Annotated in this window: 17 protein-coding genes; 13 read left to right on the top strand and 4 right to left on the bottom strand. The window is 67.8% G+C overall.

What is annotated here, in order from left to right; translation table 11 throughout:
• Positions 1 to 8: 8 nt before the first annotated feature.
• Together CA982_RS17455 and poxB are read left to right on the top strand one after the other, a co-directional pair.
• Positions 9 to 866 carry an SDR family NAD(P)-dependent oxidoreductase gene (locus CA982_RS17455; RefSeq protein ID WP_086536531.1) on the top strand — a complete coding sequence of 286 codons (858 nt, stop codon included), beginning with the start codon at positions 9 to 11 and terminating at the stop codon, positions 864 to 866.
• Between the two features lie 97 nt (positions 867 to 963).
• Positions 964 to 2,700, top strand: a complete 1,737-nt coding sequence (gene poxB, locus CA982_RS17450; RefSeq protein WP_086536530.1) for a ubiquinone-dependent pyruvate dehydrogenase — start codon at positions 964 to 966, stop codon at positions 2,698 to 2,700.
• Here the strand turns inward: poxB and CA982_RS17445 are convergent.
• Positions 2,697 to 3,347 carry an MBL fold metallo-hydrolase gene (locus tag CA982_RS17445; RefSeq protein WP_086536529.1) on the bottom strand — a complete coding sequence of 217 codons (651 nt, stop codon included), beginning with the start codon at positions 3,345 to 3,347 and terminating at the stop codon, positions 2,697 to 2,699. The genes poxB and CA982_RS17445 overlap by 4 nt on opposite strands.
• A 141-nt stretch (positions 3,348 to 3,488) precedes the next feature.
• Here CA982_RS17445 and CA982_RS17440 point away from each other — a divergent pair, with 141 nt between their 5' ends.
• A complete protein-coding gene (locus tag CA982_RS17440) occupies positions 3,489 to 4,748 on the top strand; it encodes an oxygenase MpaB family protein (protein ID WP_086536528.1) in 1,260 nt (419 codons plus the stop codon).
• Positions 4,749 to 4,812: 64 nt separating this feature from the next.
• On the top strand, positions 4,813 to 5,865 hold the full coding sequence (locus CA982_RS17435; protein ID WP_086536584.1) for a fused (3R)-hydroxyacyl-ACP dehydratase subunits HadA/HadB: 1,053 nt from the start codon (positions 4,813 to 4,815) through the stop codon (positions 5,863 to 5,865).
• A 9-nt stretch (positions 5,866 to 5,874) separates the two neighbouring features.
• Here the strand turns inward: CA982_RS17435 and CA982_RS17430 are convergent, their stop codons facing one another.
• Both CA982_RS17430 and CA982_RS17425 read right to left on the bottom strand, forming a co-directional pair.
• Positions 5,875 to 6,351 (bottom strand): phage tail protein, encoded by a 477-nt coding sequence (locus CA982_RS17430; protein WP_086536527.1) that lies wholly within the window; start codon positions 6,349 to 6,351, stop codon positions 5,875 to 5,877.
• A gap of 79 nt (positions 6,352 to 6,430) precedes the next feature.
• A complete protein-coding gene (locus CA982_RS17425; protein WP_086536526.1) occupies positions 6,431 to 6,856 on the bottom strand; it encodes a nitroreductase family deazaflavin-dependent oxidoreductase in 426 nt (141 codons plus the stop codon).
• Positions 6,857 to 6,968: 112 nt separating this feature from the next.
• Here CA982_RS17425 and CA982_RS17420 point away from each other — a divergent pair, with 112 nt between their 5' ends.
• Positions 6,969 to 7,472: a methylated-DNA--[protein]-cysteine S-methyltransferase gene (locus CA982_RS17420; protein ID WP_086536525.1), complete on the top strand. Its 504-nt coding sequence runs from the start codon at positions 6,969 to 6,971 to the stop codon at positions 7,470 to 7,472.
• 136 nt (positions 7,473 to 7,608) lie between these two features.
• On the opposite strand, the gene CA982_RS17415 is transcribed toward CA982_RS17420, so the two are convergent.
• Positions 7,609 to 8,520, bottom strand: a complete 912-nt coding sequence (locus CA982_RS17415) for an alpha/beta fold hydrolase (protein WP_086536524.1) — start codon at positions 8,518 to 8,520, stop codon at positions 7,609 to 7,611.
• A gap of 314 nt (positions 8,521 to 8,834) precedes the next feature.
• On the opposite strand from CA982_RS17415, the gene CA982_RS17410 reads away from it, so the two are divergent.
• From CA982_RS17410 to CA982_RS17375, 8 genes are all read left to right on the top strand, one after another.
• Positions 8,835 to 9,404: a recombinase family protein gene (locus CA982_RS17410; protein WP_086536523.1), complete on the top strand. Its 570-nt coding sequence runs from the start codon at positions 8,835 to 8,837 to the stop codon at positions 9,402 to 9,404.
• Positions 9,401 to 9,703 (top strand): hypothetical protein, encoded by a 303-nt coding sequence (locus tag CA982_RS17405; protein WP_086536522.1) that lies wholly within the window; start codon positions 9,401 to 9,403, stop codon positions 9,701 to 9,703. The genes CA982_RS17410 and CA982_RS17405 overlap by 4 nt, the downstream gene beginning before the upstream one ends.
• 289 nt (positions 9,704 to 9,992) lie before the next feature.
• Positions 9,993 to 10,412 carry a chorismate mutase family protein gene (locus CA982_RS17400; RefSeq protein WP_086536521.1) on the top strand — a complete coding sequence of 140 codons (420 nt, stop codon included), beginning with the start codon at positions 9,993 to 9,995 and terminating at the stop codon, positions 10,410 to 10,412.
• Entirely contained in the window at positions 10,402 to 12,591 is a 2,190-nt protein-coding gene (gene pabB, locus CA982_RS17395) for an aminodeoxychorismate synthase component I (RefSeq protein ID WP_208617985.1), read from the top strand. The genes CA982_RS17400 and pabB overlap by 11 nt, the downstream gene beginning before the upstream one ends.
• Positions 12,588 to 13,472, top strand: a complete 885-nt coding sequence (locus CA982_RS17390) for a prephenate dehydrogenase dimerization domain-containing protein (protein WP_086536520.1) — start codon at positions 12,588 to 12,590, stop codon at positions 13,470 to 13,472. The genes pabB and CA982_RS17390 overlap by 4 nt, the downstream gene beginning before the upstream one ends.
• Entirely contained in the window at positions 13,469 to 14,410 is a 942-nt protein-coding gene (locus CA982_RS17385; RefSeq protein ID WP_086536519.1) for a diiron oxygenase, read from the top strand. The genes CA982_RS17390 and CA982_RS17385 overlap by 4 nt, the downstream gene beginning before the upstream one ends.
• A gap of 51 nt (positions 14,411 to 14,461) precedes the next feature.
• On the top strand, positions 14,462 to 14,944 hold the full coding sequence (locus tag CA982_RS17380) for a GNAT family N-acetyltransferase (protein WP_244176344.1): 483 nt from the start codon (positions 14,462 to 14,464) through the stop codon (positions 14,942 to 14,944).
• Positions 14,945 to 14,973: 29 nt separating this feature from the next.
• Complete coding sequence (locus CA982_RS17375; RefSeq protein WP_244176342.1) at positions 14,974 to 16,062, top strand: ATP-binding protein; 1,089 nt, start codon at positions 14,974 to 14,976, stop codon at positions 16,060 to 16,062.
• The last annotated feature ends 108 nt before the right edge of the window (positions 16,063 to 16,170 follow it).

Genomic DNA, 16,170 nt, shown 5'->3' with positions numbered 1-16,170 from the left:
AGGCGATCATGACCCATCCCACCAACCGACCGGCCACCTGGTTCGTCACCGGCGCTTCGCGCGGTCTCGGACTCGAACTGGTCACCCAGCTGCTGCGCCGCGGCGACAACGTGGCCGCCACCACGCGTTCCGCAGAACGACTACAGACGGCGTTGGTCGGCGCCGACACCACCAACCTGCTCCCACTCGAGGTCTCACTTGCCGACGAACAGGACGTCCGCGCGGCGGTCACCGCCACCGAGGAACGTTTCGGCGGACTCGACGTGGTGGTCAACAACGCCGGATACGGTTTCCTCGCCGCCGTCGAAGAGGTCACCGACGCCGAGGCGCGCAAGATGTTCGACGTCCAGATCTTCGGCGTGTGGAATGTGCTGCGCGCGGCGCTACCCGGGATGCGGGCTCGGGGCGGTGGGCACATCATCAACGTCTCTTCGATCCTGGGACTGACGACGTTCCCGGGATGGGGGTTGTACTGTGCGGGGAAGTTCGCCCTCGAGGGACTCACGGAGTCACTCGCGGCCGAGGTCGCCGCCCACGGGATCGCGGTCAACCTGATCGAACCCGGCTACATGCGAACCGATTTCCTGCGGCCCACGTCGCTGGGATTGCCGGAGAACGCGATCGACGCCTATCCCGCCATCCGCGACATGACCGGCGCGCACCAGGCCATGCCCGGAACCCAACTCGGCGATCCGGTGCGCGCGGCGTCGGCGATCATCACGGTGGTCACCGCCGGTGACGCTCCCCTGCATCAGCTCCTCGGATCGGACTCACTCGAGTTCGCCGACACAAGGTTGCACACCCTTCGGGCCGAGTTCGACGCCGCGCGGGTTCTGGCCATGACGTCCGATCACGCCGAGTCCTGACGCTGACCGCCGGCCGACGTCGCGTGTGCGTCGTCGGCCGGCCGGGCGTTCGCGCGTCTATAGTCGGGTCACACCGACCCCGACCGAACGGATCGCCATGTCCACCACAGTCGCGGAGAGAATCGTCGAGGAACTCGAGCGCGCCGGAGTGCGGCGCGTCCACGGGCTTCCCGGCGATTCGCTCAACGGTTTCACCGATGCTCTGCGGAGGAACGACGCCATCTCGTGGCGGCATGTCCGGCACGAGGAATCGGCCGCGTTCGCCGCATCCGCCGAAGCCGCCCTCACCGGCGAACTCGCGGTCTGCGTCGGCAGTTGCGGGCCCGGAAACCTGCACCTGATCAACGGGCTGTTCGACGCCCACCGCAGTCGTGTCCCGGTACTCGCGATCGCCGCCCACATCCCGGCGACCGAGATCGGCACCGGCTATTTCCAGGAGACGCACCCCGAGCAGCTGTTCCGGGAATGCAGCGCCTACTGCGAGATGGTCAGCACCCCCGATCAGATGCCGCGCCTGCTCGACATCGCGTTGCGCACCGCTGTCGAGAAGCAGGACGTCGCGGTCCTCGTCATCCCGGGCGAGACCTTTCTCGCGCCGTGCCCCAAGCGGCGGGCCGGCGCCCCCATCCGCCGCAACCCGCGCGTGACCCGTCCCACCGACGCCGAGATCGCCCGTGCTGCAGACACTCTCAATGCCGCCGAGCGCGTGACGATCCTGGCCGGCGCGGGGGTTCAGGGCTCGCACGACGAGGTCGTCGAGCTCGCACGTGCACTGCAAGCACCTGTCGTGCACGCGCTGCGCGGCAAGGAGTTCATCGAATACGACAATCCGTATGACGTGGGAATGACCGGGCTGCTGGGGTTCTCATCCGGGTATCGCGCGATCGAGAAATGCGACACCCTGCTCATGCTCGGCACCGACTTCCCCTACGAACAGTTCTATCCGTCGAAGGCGACGATCATCCAGGTCGACATCCGCGGTGAACAGATCGGTCGACGCTGCCCCGTCGACCTGCCCCTCGTCGGCGATGTCGGCGACACCGTCCGGGCTCTGCTCCCGTCGATCGCCGCAGGCCGCGACGGCGAACATTTGTCGACCTCGCTGGCCCATTACGCCACGGCGCGACGCCGCCTGGACGATCTCGCCGACAACGACCGCAACCGGGCACCGATCCACCCGCAGTACCTCACCCGCCTGATCAGCGAGAAGGCAAGTGCCGACGCGGTGTTCATCCCCGACGTCGGATCACCGGTGGTGTGGGCGGCGCGCTACCTCGAGATGAACGGAGCCCGTCGCCTGATCGGTTCGTTCACCCATGGCTCGATGGCCAATGCCGTGTCCCAGGCGATCGGCGCACAGACCGCCTTTCCCGACCGCCAGATCATCGCACTCGCCGGCGACGGCGGGCTCGCGATGCTGCTCGGCGAGCTGCTCACCATCACGCAGAACAAGCTGCCGGTGAAGATCGTCGTCTTCGACAACTCGTCGCTGAACTTCGTCGAGGTCGAGATGAAGGCGGCCGGATTCGTCAACTACGGAACCGATCTGGAGAACCCGGACTTCGCCGCGCTGGCGGAGTCGCTCGGCATCCGCGGCCGACGCGTCGAACAGCCCGACGACCTGGCGGGCGCGGTCGACGAATTCCTCGCCCACGACGGTCCCGCGCTGCTCGACGTCGTCACTGCGCGGCAGGAGCTGTCGATCCCGCCCACGATCACCGCCGCCCAGGCCAAGGGCTTCACGCTCTACGCACTACGCACCGTGCTGTCCGGACGCGGCGACGAACTGGTCGACCTCGCGGAGACCAACCTGTTCCGGCGTCTGTTCGACTAGGCGTTCCGACTCACGGCCGTCTGCAAGCCGAGGGTCGCCTGTGCGACATCCGCGGTCCAGCTGGACGGGTCGACGCGGTGAACGGCCGAATCCCCCGCATAGGCGCTGGAGATAACGACATTCGGCGCGAGTGTTCCCAGGATTTCCAGACTCGCTGCGAGCCTCTCCGCTTCACTGATGCCGGGTAGGTAGCCGGCGGTCCATCTCCCCGACGCATTGCGATAGAGGGTGTCACCGGTGAACAGGTAACGGTTGCCGTCGACACCGTGCACCAGGTAACTCGTGCTGCCCGGGGAGTGACCGGGTGTCGGGATCGCCTCGACACCGTTGTCGTCCGTGTGCCGGCCCGCGAGAGTCACGCCGATCCGCGCGTGGTCGCCGATCCGGTCCGCCTCGGCGGCCGGGGCGTGCAGCGTCGACCGGAATCGTTCGGAGATCGCGGCCAATAGCGGCCCGGCCTCGTCCTGATGCGAAAGATACTGGTCGTCGATTCCTCCGAGGCGGTCGAGTTCGTCAAACTCGGCGTCCGACGCGACCGAATAGAAGAGGATGTTTCGAGACGACGTCCACAGGTAGGCGTGCGTGGTCAATCCCGGAAAGGGGTTGTCGGAGCTGGTCTCCCACAGGTCGGCGAATACGCGGCGCATCGGTGCCTCCTCGAATTGGTCGGTAGGTCCTCCCACGGTGCAACTTCGAGTTCGGTTGAAGTCAACATCCCGCGGCCACCTGGCCCGCCACACACCGCGAGTGATACACATTAGGGAATCCGTCTCACGTCAGGAGTCCCTGTGTCCACCTCGCTGTCACCCGACGCTCCTGCGTTTCCCGCTGCGGTCGCCTATGAGTTCGCCATGTCGAACCGGCGTCTGTGGCGTGTCCGGTCGCTGGTCCGGCGGGTCACCGGTGCGGATCTCTTCCCGGACCACGAGAACCTACGCACCTTCGCCGAGGACATGTTTCGCACCGACCCCGTCGCCGAACGTTTCGTCGACGAGGTCTACGGCACGCTGGGCGGCGAAGCCGCCCGAGCGCTCCTCGACCAGGCACTCACCGACGGCCTCGACAGCATCGTCGATCCCCCGCCGGCACTGGTCGACCTGTTCGAGGAGTTCGAGACCGTCCCCGGCTGGGTCGACCCCGACCTGATCGCCGAGGGCGAGGCCATCTGGCGCCGGTGGGGCACCGGTCTGTTCAGTGTCGCGGGTGGGATCACCTTGGAGATGTACACCGAAGCCGCGGTGGCGAAACCGCTGTCGCTGGCCGGCGGCTACGCGGGCGACAACGCGCTGCGCCGGTTCCTGGAGACCTCACGCTTCTGGATCGACGTCTCGCAGCCCGGGGCGCTGCTCACACCGGGGTCGCAGGGGCGTGCGACGGCGATGCGGGTTCGGGTGATGCACGTGTGGGTTCGTCGCACCGTCGCCGAGCATCCGGAATGGGATCGGCAACGCTGGGGCGATCCGATCAGCCAGTCGTATCAACTGCTGACCCTGCTGGGCGGCAGCGTGGTGCCGGCGATGGCACTGTGGCTGACCGGGGTACAGACCACGCCCCGCGAGATCCGCGTCCTCCTGCACTATCAGCGCTACCTCGGCCACCTACTCGGCGTGCGCACGCAGTGGTACCCCGAGACGATCGCCGACTCGCTGCGACTGCTGGCGTTCGTCACCTCCACCCGCACGTACGACGCCGGGGACGACGGTGCCGAGCTCATCGAATCCTTCCCCGCGGCCTTTGCGAAGAGCGGCTCGACCGGTCTGCAGCGACTGCGCGGGAAATACAACGCGGCGATGTACGCCGCCTATTCGAGCATCTACATGCTGCCCATGACGCGGTTGCGCTACCGGATGCCCAGCCCGGTTCCGGGCATGCTCGTCATCGCACTCCGCCTGCCCGCCGTGATCGCCATCGAGACCACCCGTCGGATCTCGCCCCGGTTTCGCCGTGTGCACGAGAAGTGGATGTGCCGTCACCGGGAGAACTGGCACGACTGGCAGACCTCCGGGCGGCCGGCGGAGTACGCCCACGGAAAGGGGCTCCGGCGCTGACGGCGGCAGCCGGAAGGTTACTCCGGAGTTGGACTCGGCTGAGCACACCGTTAGCGTGTTCGGGGTGACGCACACTCCGACGACCACCGCCACGACCGCCGATGATCCCGCTGGGATCGAATCCCGCGTCGGGCACTACTACGTCCTCGACGGCTCGTACCAGGTCGGGCGGGAGAAGGTGCGCGAGTACGCGCGAGCGGTCCAGGACTACCACGGCGCGCACTGGGAGCCCGAAGCCGCAGCCGCACTGGGCTATCCGGGGCTCGTCACGCCGCTGACCTTCACCTCGATCCCGGCGATGGCGGCGAACCGGGAGCTCTTCGAGAAGGTCATCGTCGGCTACGACACCTATGTGCAGACCGAGCAGGTCTTCGAGCAGCACCGTCCGATCGTCGCCGGAGACGAGCTGACCACCGACGTCGAGCTGAGCAGTGTCCGTCGAATCGCTGGCAAAGACCTGATCACCGTGACCAACACCATGACCGACGCCGCGGGCGAACGGGTGCACACCATGCACACGACGGTCGTCGGAGTGACCGCGGACGAGGTCGACCCCGAGTTGAGCAGTGCGGTTCGCAAGGTGATGATGCACGACGTCAACATCTTCAGCCACGACGAAGCTGCCGAACGCTATGTCAAAACGGTTCGCCCCGAAGGCGATGTCCCGACCGCGGATGACTCGGGTCGGACGTCCGGGGCCCGGAACTTCGACGAGTTGAGCGTGGGCGACGAACTGCCGCTGCACACCATCCGGCTGTCGCGCGGCGACCTGGTCAACTATGGCGGGGTCGCCGGCGACGCGAATCCGATCCACTGGGATGAGACGAGCGCGAAGCTGGCGGGTCTGCCCGATGTGATCGCCCACGGCATGCTGACCATGGGCCTCGGCGCCGCGTACGTGTCGTCGTGGTCGGGCGACCCGGGCGCGGTGACCCGCTATGCGGTGCGCCTGTCGCAGCCTGCCGTCGTGTCCGGCTCCGAGGGCGGCGAGATCGAGTACAGCGGACGGATCAAGTCGCTCGATCCGGAGACCCGAACAGGCGTCGTCATCGTGGTGGCGAAGTCGGGTGGCCGCAAGATCTTCGGTCTCGCCACCCTGAACATCCGCTTCCGGTGACCGCCGGGGTCAGTACTCCCCTTTGATGACGAAGTACGAGCCGCGGATCACGCCGGCGAGTTTCGATTTCTGACGGGCGAACTTGAACTTCGACTCCAACTCGGCCGGGACATCCATACCCTCGGCGAGTTTGAATCCGACGGCACGTTTGCCGGCCGGATCGATGCTGTACATGACGTTGACGGCCAGGCCCGACTCGTAGAACACGTACGACATGTGAAGCCTCCCGTCGTCCGGGCCCACCTCGAAGTCGCTGACCTCGAGCGCCGGCGAGGCGATGGTGATGGCGCGCTCGGCGGCCAGGATCGTGGTCACCCGGTCGAGCGCGTCCGGTGCGTTCGACGCCGGGACGACGGTGAAGTCGTGCCCGTATTTCGTCTTGTAGTACCGGGCCTCGTTCGCCCGCAGTCCGGCCAGCGCTTCGGCCACCGGTGAACTCTCGAGTCCCGCGGTGGAGACTTCCTTGAAGTCGACGGCGTCGCCCATGACTCTCCTTCCGGCTGGTGCCTGAGACAGAGTAGAGCCCCCGACCGCGGTCGGGGGCTCTATCGGTGCAGCACGGCACTCACTCGAGAACGAACACCGGGATCTGCCGATCGGTCTTCGTCTGGTACTCCGCATAGGGCGGGAAGGCCGCGACCGCGAGCTCCCACCAGTGATCGCGCTCCTCGCCATCACTCAGCTCACGAGCGGTCAGTTCCTTCACCTCGGTGCCATCCTGCGCCGTGACCTGGGGGTTCGCCTTCACATTGTGGTACCACGCCGGGTGCTCGGGTGCGCCGCCCTTCGAGGCGACCATGAGGTACTTACCGTTCTCCTCCACCCGCATCAGCGGCACGTAGCGCTTCTTGCCCGACTTGGCGCCGGTGGTGGTGAACAGGACGATCGGACGGTCCATCACGGTCACACCGTCGGTGGTGCCCTGCTCGAGGATCTTCTCGGTCTGCTCGCGGACCCAGCCTTCAGGACTCAACTCTGCATTAGCACTCATGGTGGGCGGAACAAGACGATCGGGCCGAATATTCCCGGAGCTGTATCCACCCAGGGTCGCGACTCTGGCGCTACTGTGACCGCACCCGACCCCGACCGTGAGATCCCACCGAATGTCCGTACCACGCCGTGTTCTCGTGCCGACGCCCGTCGGTACCGTGGCCGTCGAGAGCGACGGCTCGGCCGTCGTGCGCGTGGCCTGGCCGGCAGGCACCGAGCAGGCGGCCGGCGACGACTCCATCGATCCTGTTCTCGCCGAAGCGGTTCGGCAACTCCGCGCCTATTTCGCCGGCGAACTCACCGAGTTCGACCTCCCCGTGGACCTCGGCGGCATGTCGGACACCGCACGTGCGGTCCTGACGACGCTGAACCGGGACGTCGGCCATGGCGACACGATCACCTACGGAGAACTCGCCGCGAGGACCGGCACCCGGGTCTCCGCACGCGGCGTCGGGACCATCATGGGCATCAACCCCGTGCCGCTGGTCATCCCGTGCCACCGTGTGATCGCCGGTGACGGTCTCGGCGGCTACTCCGGAGGCGAGTCGGGCCGGGACCTCTCCACCAAGCGATGGTTGCTCGAGTTCGAAGGGGCGCTCCCGCCGACCCTGTTCTGATTCGCTGCTGCCCCCCCACGAGGAAGGAGAGCGACGAGCATTCCGCTCCCTGAGGTGCGAGGAGCGCAAGCGACGAGCCTCGAAGGGCATGGTAAGCAAAGCCCGCGACCGATGAACTTCACCTGCGGTGCGGGCGTCACGTCGTCGCCGCGGACAGATGTTCGACGACCAGCGACTGCAGCCTCGCCGCGTCGGGACCGAGCCACATCGACAGGTGGGTGCCTTCGTCGATCGCCTCGAGGCGAGCACCCGGCACCTCGTCAACGGCATGGACACTCTGCGCGAAGGGGACGTCGGCGTCGGTGCGCGCGTGTATCGCGAGCACCGGCGCGGAGATGGACGCGAGTGGTAGGTCGAGTTGGCGGAATTGATCGAAGTCGTTGTCGAACCCCGCTTTTCGGGCACCGGACACGGTGTCGAACAGATCGATCGCGAGCGCGCGCTGGTCGTCGTCGGCGACGATGCTCGCGGTGAGTTCCCGGATCTGCGCGCGCGACAGATCGCCCTCACCGGAGAGAAGAGTGGAGATGGCCGTGGACGGCGCCGTGGCGGCAAGCGTGGTCGCGAGCCACTGGCCGAGGCGGTTGAAGAGAAGCTTCTCCTCGGACAGCTCGAGTCGTCCGCGCAGCCTGCTCCGCGGGTCGAAACGCGTGCTGACCGCCGCAACCGCGACCATCGATGCGACGCGGTCCGGCACCGCAGCGGCGAGCGAATAGGCGGCGGGTCCGCCCCCGGACCAGCACATCAGCGCGAAACGCTCGACCCCCAACGCGTCCAGCACGGCCGCGATCAGGTCCGCCTGCGCCGCCGGAGCACGCGTGTCGTCCCTGAGCGGCGTGGCCAGATAGCCCGGCCGCGAGATCGCGATGACCCGGTGAGCCCCGGCCAGGAAGCGCGTCATCAGGGCACCTTGGTCGCAGCCGCCCGGCGACCCGTGCAGGAACACCAGCGGCGGGCCGGACCCGACGTCGACGTATTCGACCGGCCCGGACGGCGTCTCGACGAGGTGCGGTGCCGATGCGTGGGCGTCCGAGTCTGCGAGTCCCATGAACGTGCCTCCACCGCCGACGACAGGTGGTGCGACGGTAACGCCCGAGTCGAGCCGCTCGCGGCGAAAGCACCCGAAACGGTGCGAACAGGGGACGCCCCGATGCCGACGACCCGTCCCCGCCACAGGCGCCGTCGCGAGTCGCCGGTCCGCCATAGTCTCAAATCTTAATGCGACAACATTCGAGACTTTTAATACTTACGTCCAGGGCTCCTCGTGGCATTGGTCTCGAAATATGAGTGTCGCGCCGAATAGTTTCGATACTTTTGAGATACGCTGCCACGGTGACAGCAGATCCAACAGAGTCGTCGGGGATGTCGCTCGGTTACGCTCGCGAAACGGCCGGCGCCCATCCACTCGCGCCCCAGATCGATGCACTCACCGAGGCGGGAGTCGATCCCGCGCGCATCTACAGCGACCCGGCCGACCGAACCACCCCCGCCGGCCACCGTCCCGGCATGGCCGCCCTGCTCGACTACGCGCGCCCCGGTGACATCACCGTGGTCGTCGGTATCGATCGCCTCGGCCGCACCGTGCCCGAGGTCATGGAGATCGCGAACCAGATGACTGGACGCCGCATCGGACTGCGCTCGTTACGCGAGGGCATCGACACCGCCGACCCGGCCGGAGCGATGATCGTCGGGGTCTTGGCGTCGCTGGCCGAACTCGACGACACCGGCACGCCGACGAACCGGTCGACACCGAGGACACTGCGCGGGTCGACCTCGACCATCGGTCGTCCCCGGGCGCTCGACGCCGACCAGGTGGCCCGAGCCGAGCAGATGCGCGCGCGAGGTGTCTCCGTACCGAAGATCGCTCAGGAACTCGGTGTCAGTCGCGCGACCCTGTACCGCACACTTGCCGAAAGGCGGTCGGTCCGTTGAAAAGTCCCGACTCCGACCTGCCTGAGCTCGACATCGTCACCGAATACGGCGTGGTCACGCGACTGCCCACGTCGTTCCCCATCTTCGATGCCGAACTCGACGAGCACCTCGACCCGGACCTGTTCCAGCAGGGATTTCTCGACGCCGCCGCCGATCTCGACGCTCTTCCGCCGCCGTGGGCCCGACAGCTCGCGGCATCGACGCTCGCCTGTCCACCCCACCCGGACGACGAGGAACCCAGTTACACCCGCGGTTACCGCGCCGCGCTCTACGGGCACCTGCGGCACGCGGGAAAGTGAGCGCCGCAAAGGATTCGGATGAGGACACGCCCGGAAGGTCGGACTTGCCGCAATCGAACCGGCGCCCCGACAACGCATCTCGTCACGGTGACGTCCCGGTCGTTGATGAATCGTGATCAGCTGGTGACGTCAACGCCTTCGAGATCTCGCAGTCGGTGCGACCATGGACCGAGTCGGGGTGTGGGTTCGCCGACGCGAACCCGGGCGCAGGGCCCACAGGGCGGCGCCGCATCTCGGGGCGGTTCAAGCCGGCGGGCCGCGCATTCGGACACTTCTAGGTGGTCGCGCCGTGAACCAGACGACGAACATCGACGGGCGAGCGCTGGGTGAGAACGAACTCAGTGCACGCGAACTCGAAGCATTGCGTACGGAATTGGACGGGATCGACGATCGACTGCTCGACACCGTTCGCGCCCGGATCGAGGTGTGCACCCGCATCGCGCGACTCAAACGCCGGCACGCCATCGCGGTGATGCAGCCGCGCCGTGTCGGAGTCGTGCATGAACACGCCCACCGGTTCGCCGTCGAACACGACCTGTCCCCGGATTTCGTACACGCTCTCTACGACCTGTTGATCGCCGAGACCTGTCGCGTGGAGGACCTGATCGTGGCGACCGACCAGCCGCCGACGGCCGGCGATTCGGTGCCCGACGCGGCCCCCGAACGCGACTCGGTCGCGCACGCGTCCGCCGGCTCGGATGCGGACTGAGGTGACCGCGGTGCGCACCCTGCTGATCGACAACTACGACTCGTTCACCTACAACCTGTTCGCATTGCTGACCGAGGTCAACGGCCGGGAGCCGGTGGTCATCAGCAATGACGTGCCGTGGGCGTCGGTGGATCTCACGGCCTTCGACAACGTGGTGGTCTCCCCCGGCCCGGGCCGACCGGACTATGCCCGCGACTTCGGGATCAGTGGGCGGGCGCTGACCGACAGCGGACTGCCCGCCCTGGGGGTGTGCCTGGGTCACCAGGGTCTGTGTCACGTGTTCGGCAGTCCGGTGGTCCCGGCCCCGGAGCCACGCCACGGCCGGGTCAGCGCGGTGCACCACGACGGACGGGGTCTCTTCGCGGGGCTCCCCTCACCGTTCCGGGCCGTGCGATACCACTCACTGGCCGTGGTGGAGGTCCCCGACGAGTTGGAGGAACAGGCGTGGTCCGACGACGGCGTCCTCATGGCGGTGCGCCATCGGGATCTGCCGATGTGGGGGGTGCAGTTCCATCCGGAGTCGATCTGCAGCGAGTACGGCCGGGAATTGCTGGCGAACTTCGCGGCCGCGACCCCACTACGTGCACGCCGGCGGAGGCCGGCCGCGCCGAGCACATCGTCGACGATGACAAGCGTTTCGGCAGAACACGTATCGTCGCCCATGCCGGGACGCCGCTACCACGTGCGGTCGGTGCGGGTCGATCGGTCCGTGGACGCGCAAGCGGTGTACGAGAGACTGTTCGCCGACGGTCCGAACAGCTACTGGCTCGACGGTTCGGCGGCCGACGACACAGACGGCAGGTTCTCGGTCATGGGCGACTGCTCGGGTCCGCTCGCCGAGTACGTGACCTATCGCGTGCCGGAAATGACCGTCCGCGTGGAGCATTCGGACGGCACGGTCGAGGTGGTCCGCAGCACTTTTTTCGACTATCTCGGCGCGCGACTCCGGGAACGCTCGGTGGCACCGCGACCGGATCTGCCGTCCGGGTTCGGTCTCGGCTACGTCGGTTATCTCGGCTACGAGCTCAAGGCGGACACCGGTGGGCAGCTGGCTCACGCATCCGAGCAGGCCGACGCGGCGCTGGTCTTCGCCGACCGCGCGGTCGTGATCGACCACGGGCGCGACTGCGCGTACGTGCTCGCGCTCGAACCGGTGGGCACTCCGGATCCCGACGCTCCAGGTCTCGACCACCCAGATCCGGACGGGTCGGATCACCCCGGAGAACCCTCTTCCGATACCGCGCAATGGTTGTGCGCGACGGCGGCGACCATCCGGGAGCTACCGGCCCCGATCTCCGAACCGCCGCCGACTCCCCCGCTGGTCCCGGTTCCACACGAGGTGCCGATCGTGTTCCGGCACGACCATCCGACGTATCTGGGGCTCGTCGAGGACTGTTTGGCCGAGATCAGGTCCGGGGAGTCCTACGAGGTGTGCCTGACGAACTCGGCGACGGTGCATCGCAGGCTCGACCCCGTCTCCGGGTATTCGTGCCTGCGCGAGATCAGCCCGATGCCCTACAGTGCGCTGCTGCAGTTCTCGGGGTTGTCGGTGCTGAGCGCGTCTCCGGAGCGGTTCCTGAAGGTGGCTGCGGACCGCACGGTGGAGTCGAAACCCATCAAGGGCACCCGCCCGCGATCGGCAGACCCTGCCGAGGACCGGTACCTGCGGTGCGCGCTGCGGGCGAGCGAGAAGGACCGGTCGGAGAACCTCATGATCGTCGACCTCGTCCGTAACGATCTGTCGCGTGTCTGCGAGCCTGGTTCGGTGCATGTGCCGTCCCTGTTCGACATCGAGACCTTCGCGCCGGTGCATCAGATGGTGTCGACGGTGCGCGGAACATTGCGCGAGGGGTTGTCGGCCGTCGACTGTGTGCGGGCGGCGTTCCCCGGCGGTTCGATGACCGGCGCACCGAAGATCCGCACGATGGAGATCATCGACAAACTCGAGGCGGGTCCGCGGGGTGTCTACTCGGGCGCCATCGGCTACTTGTCGTTGACGGGGACCGCCGACCTGTCGATCGTGATCCGCACGATGGTCGCGACCGATTCCGAGGTGACCTTCGGGGTCGGCGGAGCCATCGTCGCGCTGTCGGATCCGGACGAGGAGTACGAGGAGACGATGGTCAAGGCCCTGACCATGCGCCGCTGCCTTGCCGTCGCCGACGAGAGCGATCCGTGACCGCATCGACCGCCCCCGGTGTGCGGTCGGTGGTCGTGGCCGGCGGAGCGGGAGCGGTGGGGACGATGTTCGCCGATCGGTGGCGCGGTGACGGCGACACCGTGCACGTCCTGGACGCCATAGCCGGCGACGACATCCGATCCCCGGGTCCGGAGGCGACCGCGCGGCTGCGCGAGGCCGATGTCCTGGTGCTCGCGGTGCCGGAGGGGGTGGCACTCGCCGCGGTGCGGACGGTGCGATCCGTGCTGCGCCCGACGGCATTGCTGGTGGAAACGCTGTCGGTGAAGACGCGGTTCGCGGCAGTGGTGGCCGATCTCGAGCCCGGCGGGCCGACCGTCGGGGTGAATCCGATGTTCGCGCCGCCACTCGATCTACCCGGACGGGTGGTCGCGGTCGTCGTCCATCGGCACGGTCCCGGCGCGGACCGTCTCCTCGACGACCTGGCACGGTGGGGCGCCCGGACGGAGGTCACCACCGCGGAGCGACACGACCGGCTGTGCGCCGCGATCCAGGCGCTCACCCATGCGACGATCTTGTCGTTCGGAACTGCACTCGCCGACCTGGGAGTCGACGCCGACGACACAGCGCTGCTGGCCACTCCCCCGTTCACGACGATGTCGGCGATGCTGGCTCGGATCACCGGCGGGACGCCCGAGGTGTACCGGGACGTCCAGAAGTCGAACCCGTGCGCACCGGCAGCTCGAGAAGCCCTGGGGCGGGCCGTCTCCCGGGTCTCGGCCGCCTGTGCCGATGCCGGCGACACCGACCGCGACGCCGACGAGTTCGCGGCACTGCTCGTCCGGGCCGGCGCCGCCCTGGGCACCCACGCGGACGGCTATGCGGAGCTGTGTGCCCGGTTGTTCGACGGACCGGCGTCATGACCGGCGCACTGCCCGACCACGACGCCTCCGATCCGGTGGAGTCGGCGGTGATCCGCGGGCTCGTCCGCAGCTGGCCCCGGCGGGCGACGGTGCGGCGCACCGAACCCGAACTCGACGGCCCGACGATGGACGACCTCTACGACGACACCCGATCCGACTACCCCGAGACCATGCTCCCCTTCGCGGGGCATCCGGACTGGGATCGGCTCGACGAGGACGTCCGGTCCAGGGTCCGGGCGTGGGGCTGGATCGCGTACAACAAGAGCGTCATCGACATCGAACAGGACGTGGTGACACCCGGTTTCGGATTGCTGTTCCGAGACGCGTTCGGCACCGGGTTCTCGGATGCGGGGCGAGCGGCCGTGGTGCAGTCGATGGTCGACGAGGAGTACCACACGCTGATGCACCTGAACGCGTCGGCGCTGACCCGCCGACGGCGCGGCTGGGCGCTGCCGGACACCGCGCTGCCGGCGTCGTCGACGGTGCGGCGACACCGTGAGGCACTCGCGCAGGCGGAGTCGGCACGGGCTGCGGCTCTGACGACCCTGGCGTTCGCCACGGTCGCCGAGACCTCCATCGGGGACTACCTGACCTTGATCGCCGACGATCGGTCGATCCAACCGGTGCATCAGGCCACCGTTGCCCTGCACCGTCGCGACGAACGCGCGCACGGCTCGGTCGCCGGCGAGATGATCGCCCTGGTCCACGACCGGTTGGGCCCGGATGACCGGATCGTCCTGGCGCGGGCCCTGCGTGACGGTGTCGACGCGTTCACGGCCACCGACGGGGCCGTGTGGTCGGCGGTCGTCGGCATCGAGCGGATCCCGGGCGGCGATGCGATGCTCCGCGATGTCGCCGAGGACCCCGGCCGCCGACGAGTTCTGCAGGACTGCAGCGCGGTCGACCGTCTGCTCGCCCGCTTCGGCGAGGTCGGCTGACCGCGCCGAAGCGGGACGATCGTCGTCGGAGGTGCCGCTACGGTGGGACCCGTGTACGACCACATCAGCGCCCGAGTGGCGACGCCGGCGGACGCGGCGAGGATGGCCGATCTCCTGGACGCGTTCAATCGCGAGTACGGCATGCCGTCGCCCGGACCGTCGGTGCTGGCCGGTCGCCTGCACGAGTTACTCTCGGGCACCACGACTTTCGCCGTCGTGGCCGGCGAACCGGTCATCTCGGTGGGCGTGGTCACCATCCGGACCAACGTGTGGGTCGACGGCGGCATCGCACTTCTCGACGAGATGTACACGACGCCGGCCGAACGGAGCCGCGGACTCGGTGGTGCGGTGCTCACCGCTGCCGTCGCGGAGGCGGCCCGGCGCGGCGTCGGCGAGTTCGAGATCGAGGTCGACGAACCCGACGTCGACGCGCACCGCTTCTACGGCAGGCACGGGTTCCCGGTCCGCGACGCCACCACCGGCGACCGCGCCTTCGTCCTGCGCAAGGAGTTGTCCGGCTCGGAAGCCCGATGAGAAGTCGCTCGTGCCAGTAAGGTACGGACGTGGTTCAGCTGACAGTGGGAAACCATCGCGACAACGCGACGACCGATGTCCTCCTCACCGCGGAGAAGTTCAACCGCCACACCTTCTGGTGCGGCCAGAGCGGATCCGGCAAGACCTACGCGCTCGGCGTGGTGCTCGAGCAGCTGTTGCTGCGCACTCGACTCCCACTGCTGATCCTCGATCCGAACGCGGACTTCACCCGGTTGCCGGAAACACGAAGCACCACCGATCCGGCAACCGCCGACGCGATCGCGACCGCCGACATCCGGGTGCTCCACTCCACCCGGCGCGAGGGACCCCAACTGCGGACGCGGTTCCTCTCGTTGCCCCTGGCCGCGAAGGCCGCGGTCCTGCAGCTGGATCCGATCGCCGACGCCGACGAGTACAACGTTCTGCTGCACGCCGACGCCACTCTCACCGCAACGTCCGATCAGACCACCTATCTCGATGCTCTCCGCAGTTCGGATGATCCAGGACACCAGCGGCTGGCCAAGCGGATCGAGAATCTACAGGTCCTCGACTGGGCACTGTGGGCGCGGGGCGACGTCGCGGCCACCGACGTCATCGACGACCGGCCGCAGGCGACCGTGCTCGACCTCGGCGGGTTCGCCCACCCCGCGGAACCGAAAGTGGCCGCCCTCAGCGTGCTCGAACACCTGTGGGCCCGCCGCGACGAACGTCGTCCTGTCCTCATCGTCATCGACGAGGCCCACAACATCTGCCCGCCTCTGGCCACCAGCGCGGTGGAACAGGCACTGATCGATCGCGTCGTGCAGATCGCCGCCGAGGGACGCAAATTCGGCCTCTGGCTCCTGCTGTCGACGCAACGGCCCACCAAGATCCATCCCAACGTCCTGTCCCAGTGCGACAACCTGTGTCTGATGCGGATGAACGCGCCCCGAGATCTCGCCGAACTCGCCGACACCTTCGGCTTCGTGCCCGAGCACCTCCTGGCGGAGTCCCCTGGATTCCGTCAGGGCGAGGCGCTCTTCGCCGGCGGGTTCATCACTGCCCCCACCTACACGCAGATGGGCGCCCGGATCACTGAAGAGGGCGGCGCCGACGTCGCGGTGCCGTTGACCGTCTAGCGGCGACGAGAATTCCGCGTGGCCGCTGGTCGGCCGGTGCTAGTGTGTTCAGCGTCCGTGCGACAGACCGAGGAGGCGATACCCATGAACGATTCGACGTGGGCGCTC

It is taken from the genome of Gordonia lacunae (genome assembly GCF_002149015.1).
Classification (GTDB): Bacteria; Actinomycetota; Actinomycetes; order Mycobacteriales; family Mycobacteriaceae; genus Gordonia; species Gordonia lacunae.
This window is presented reverse-complemented; position numbering and strand designations above follow the sequence as displayed.

Coding starts and splice junctions, on each gene's coding strand:
- CA982_RS17420 (WP_086536525.1), top strand. CDS start 6,969: ATGTCCGTACCACGCCGTGTTCTCGTGCCGACGCCCGTCGGTACCGTG.
- CA982_RS17455 (WP_086536531.1), top strand. CDS start 9: ATGACCCATCCCACCAACCGACCGGCCACCTGGTTCGTCACCGGCGCT.
- CA982_RS17410 (WP_086536523.1), top strand. CDS start 8,835: ATGTCGCTCGGTTACGCTCGCGAAACGGCCGGCGCCCATCCACTCGCG.
- CA982_RS17425 (WP_086536526.1), bottom strand. CDS start 6,856: ATGAGTGCTAATGCAGAGTTGAGTCCTGAAGGCTGGGTCCGCGAGCAG.
- poxB (WP_086536530.1), top strand. CDS start 964: ATGTCCACCACAGTCGCGGAGAGAATCGTCGAGGAACTCGAGCGCGCC.
- pabB (WP_208617985.1), top strand. CDS start 10,402: ATGCGGACTGAGGTGACCGCGGTGCGCACCCTGCTGATCGACAACTAC.
- CA982_RS17430 (WP_086536527.1), bottom strand. CDS start 6,351: ATGGGCGACGCCGTCGACTTCAAGGAAGTCTCCACCGCGGGACTCGAG.
- CA982_RS17445 (WP_086536529.1), bottom strand. CDS start 3,347: ATGCGCCGCGTATTCGCCGACCTGTGGGAGACCAGCTCCGACAACCCC.
- CA982_RS17415 (WP_086536524.1), bottom strand. CDS start 8,520: ATGGGACTCGCAGACTCGGACGCCCACGCATCGGCACCGCACCTCGTC.
- CA982_RS17385 (WP_086536519.1), top strand. CDS start 13,469: ATGACCGGCGCACTGCCCGACCACGACGCCTCCGATCCGGTGGAGTCG.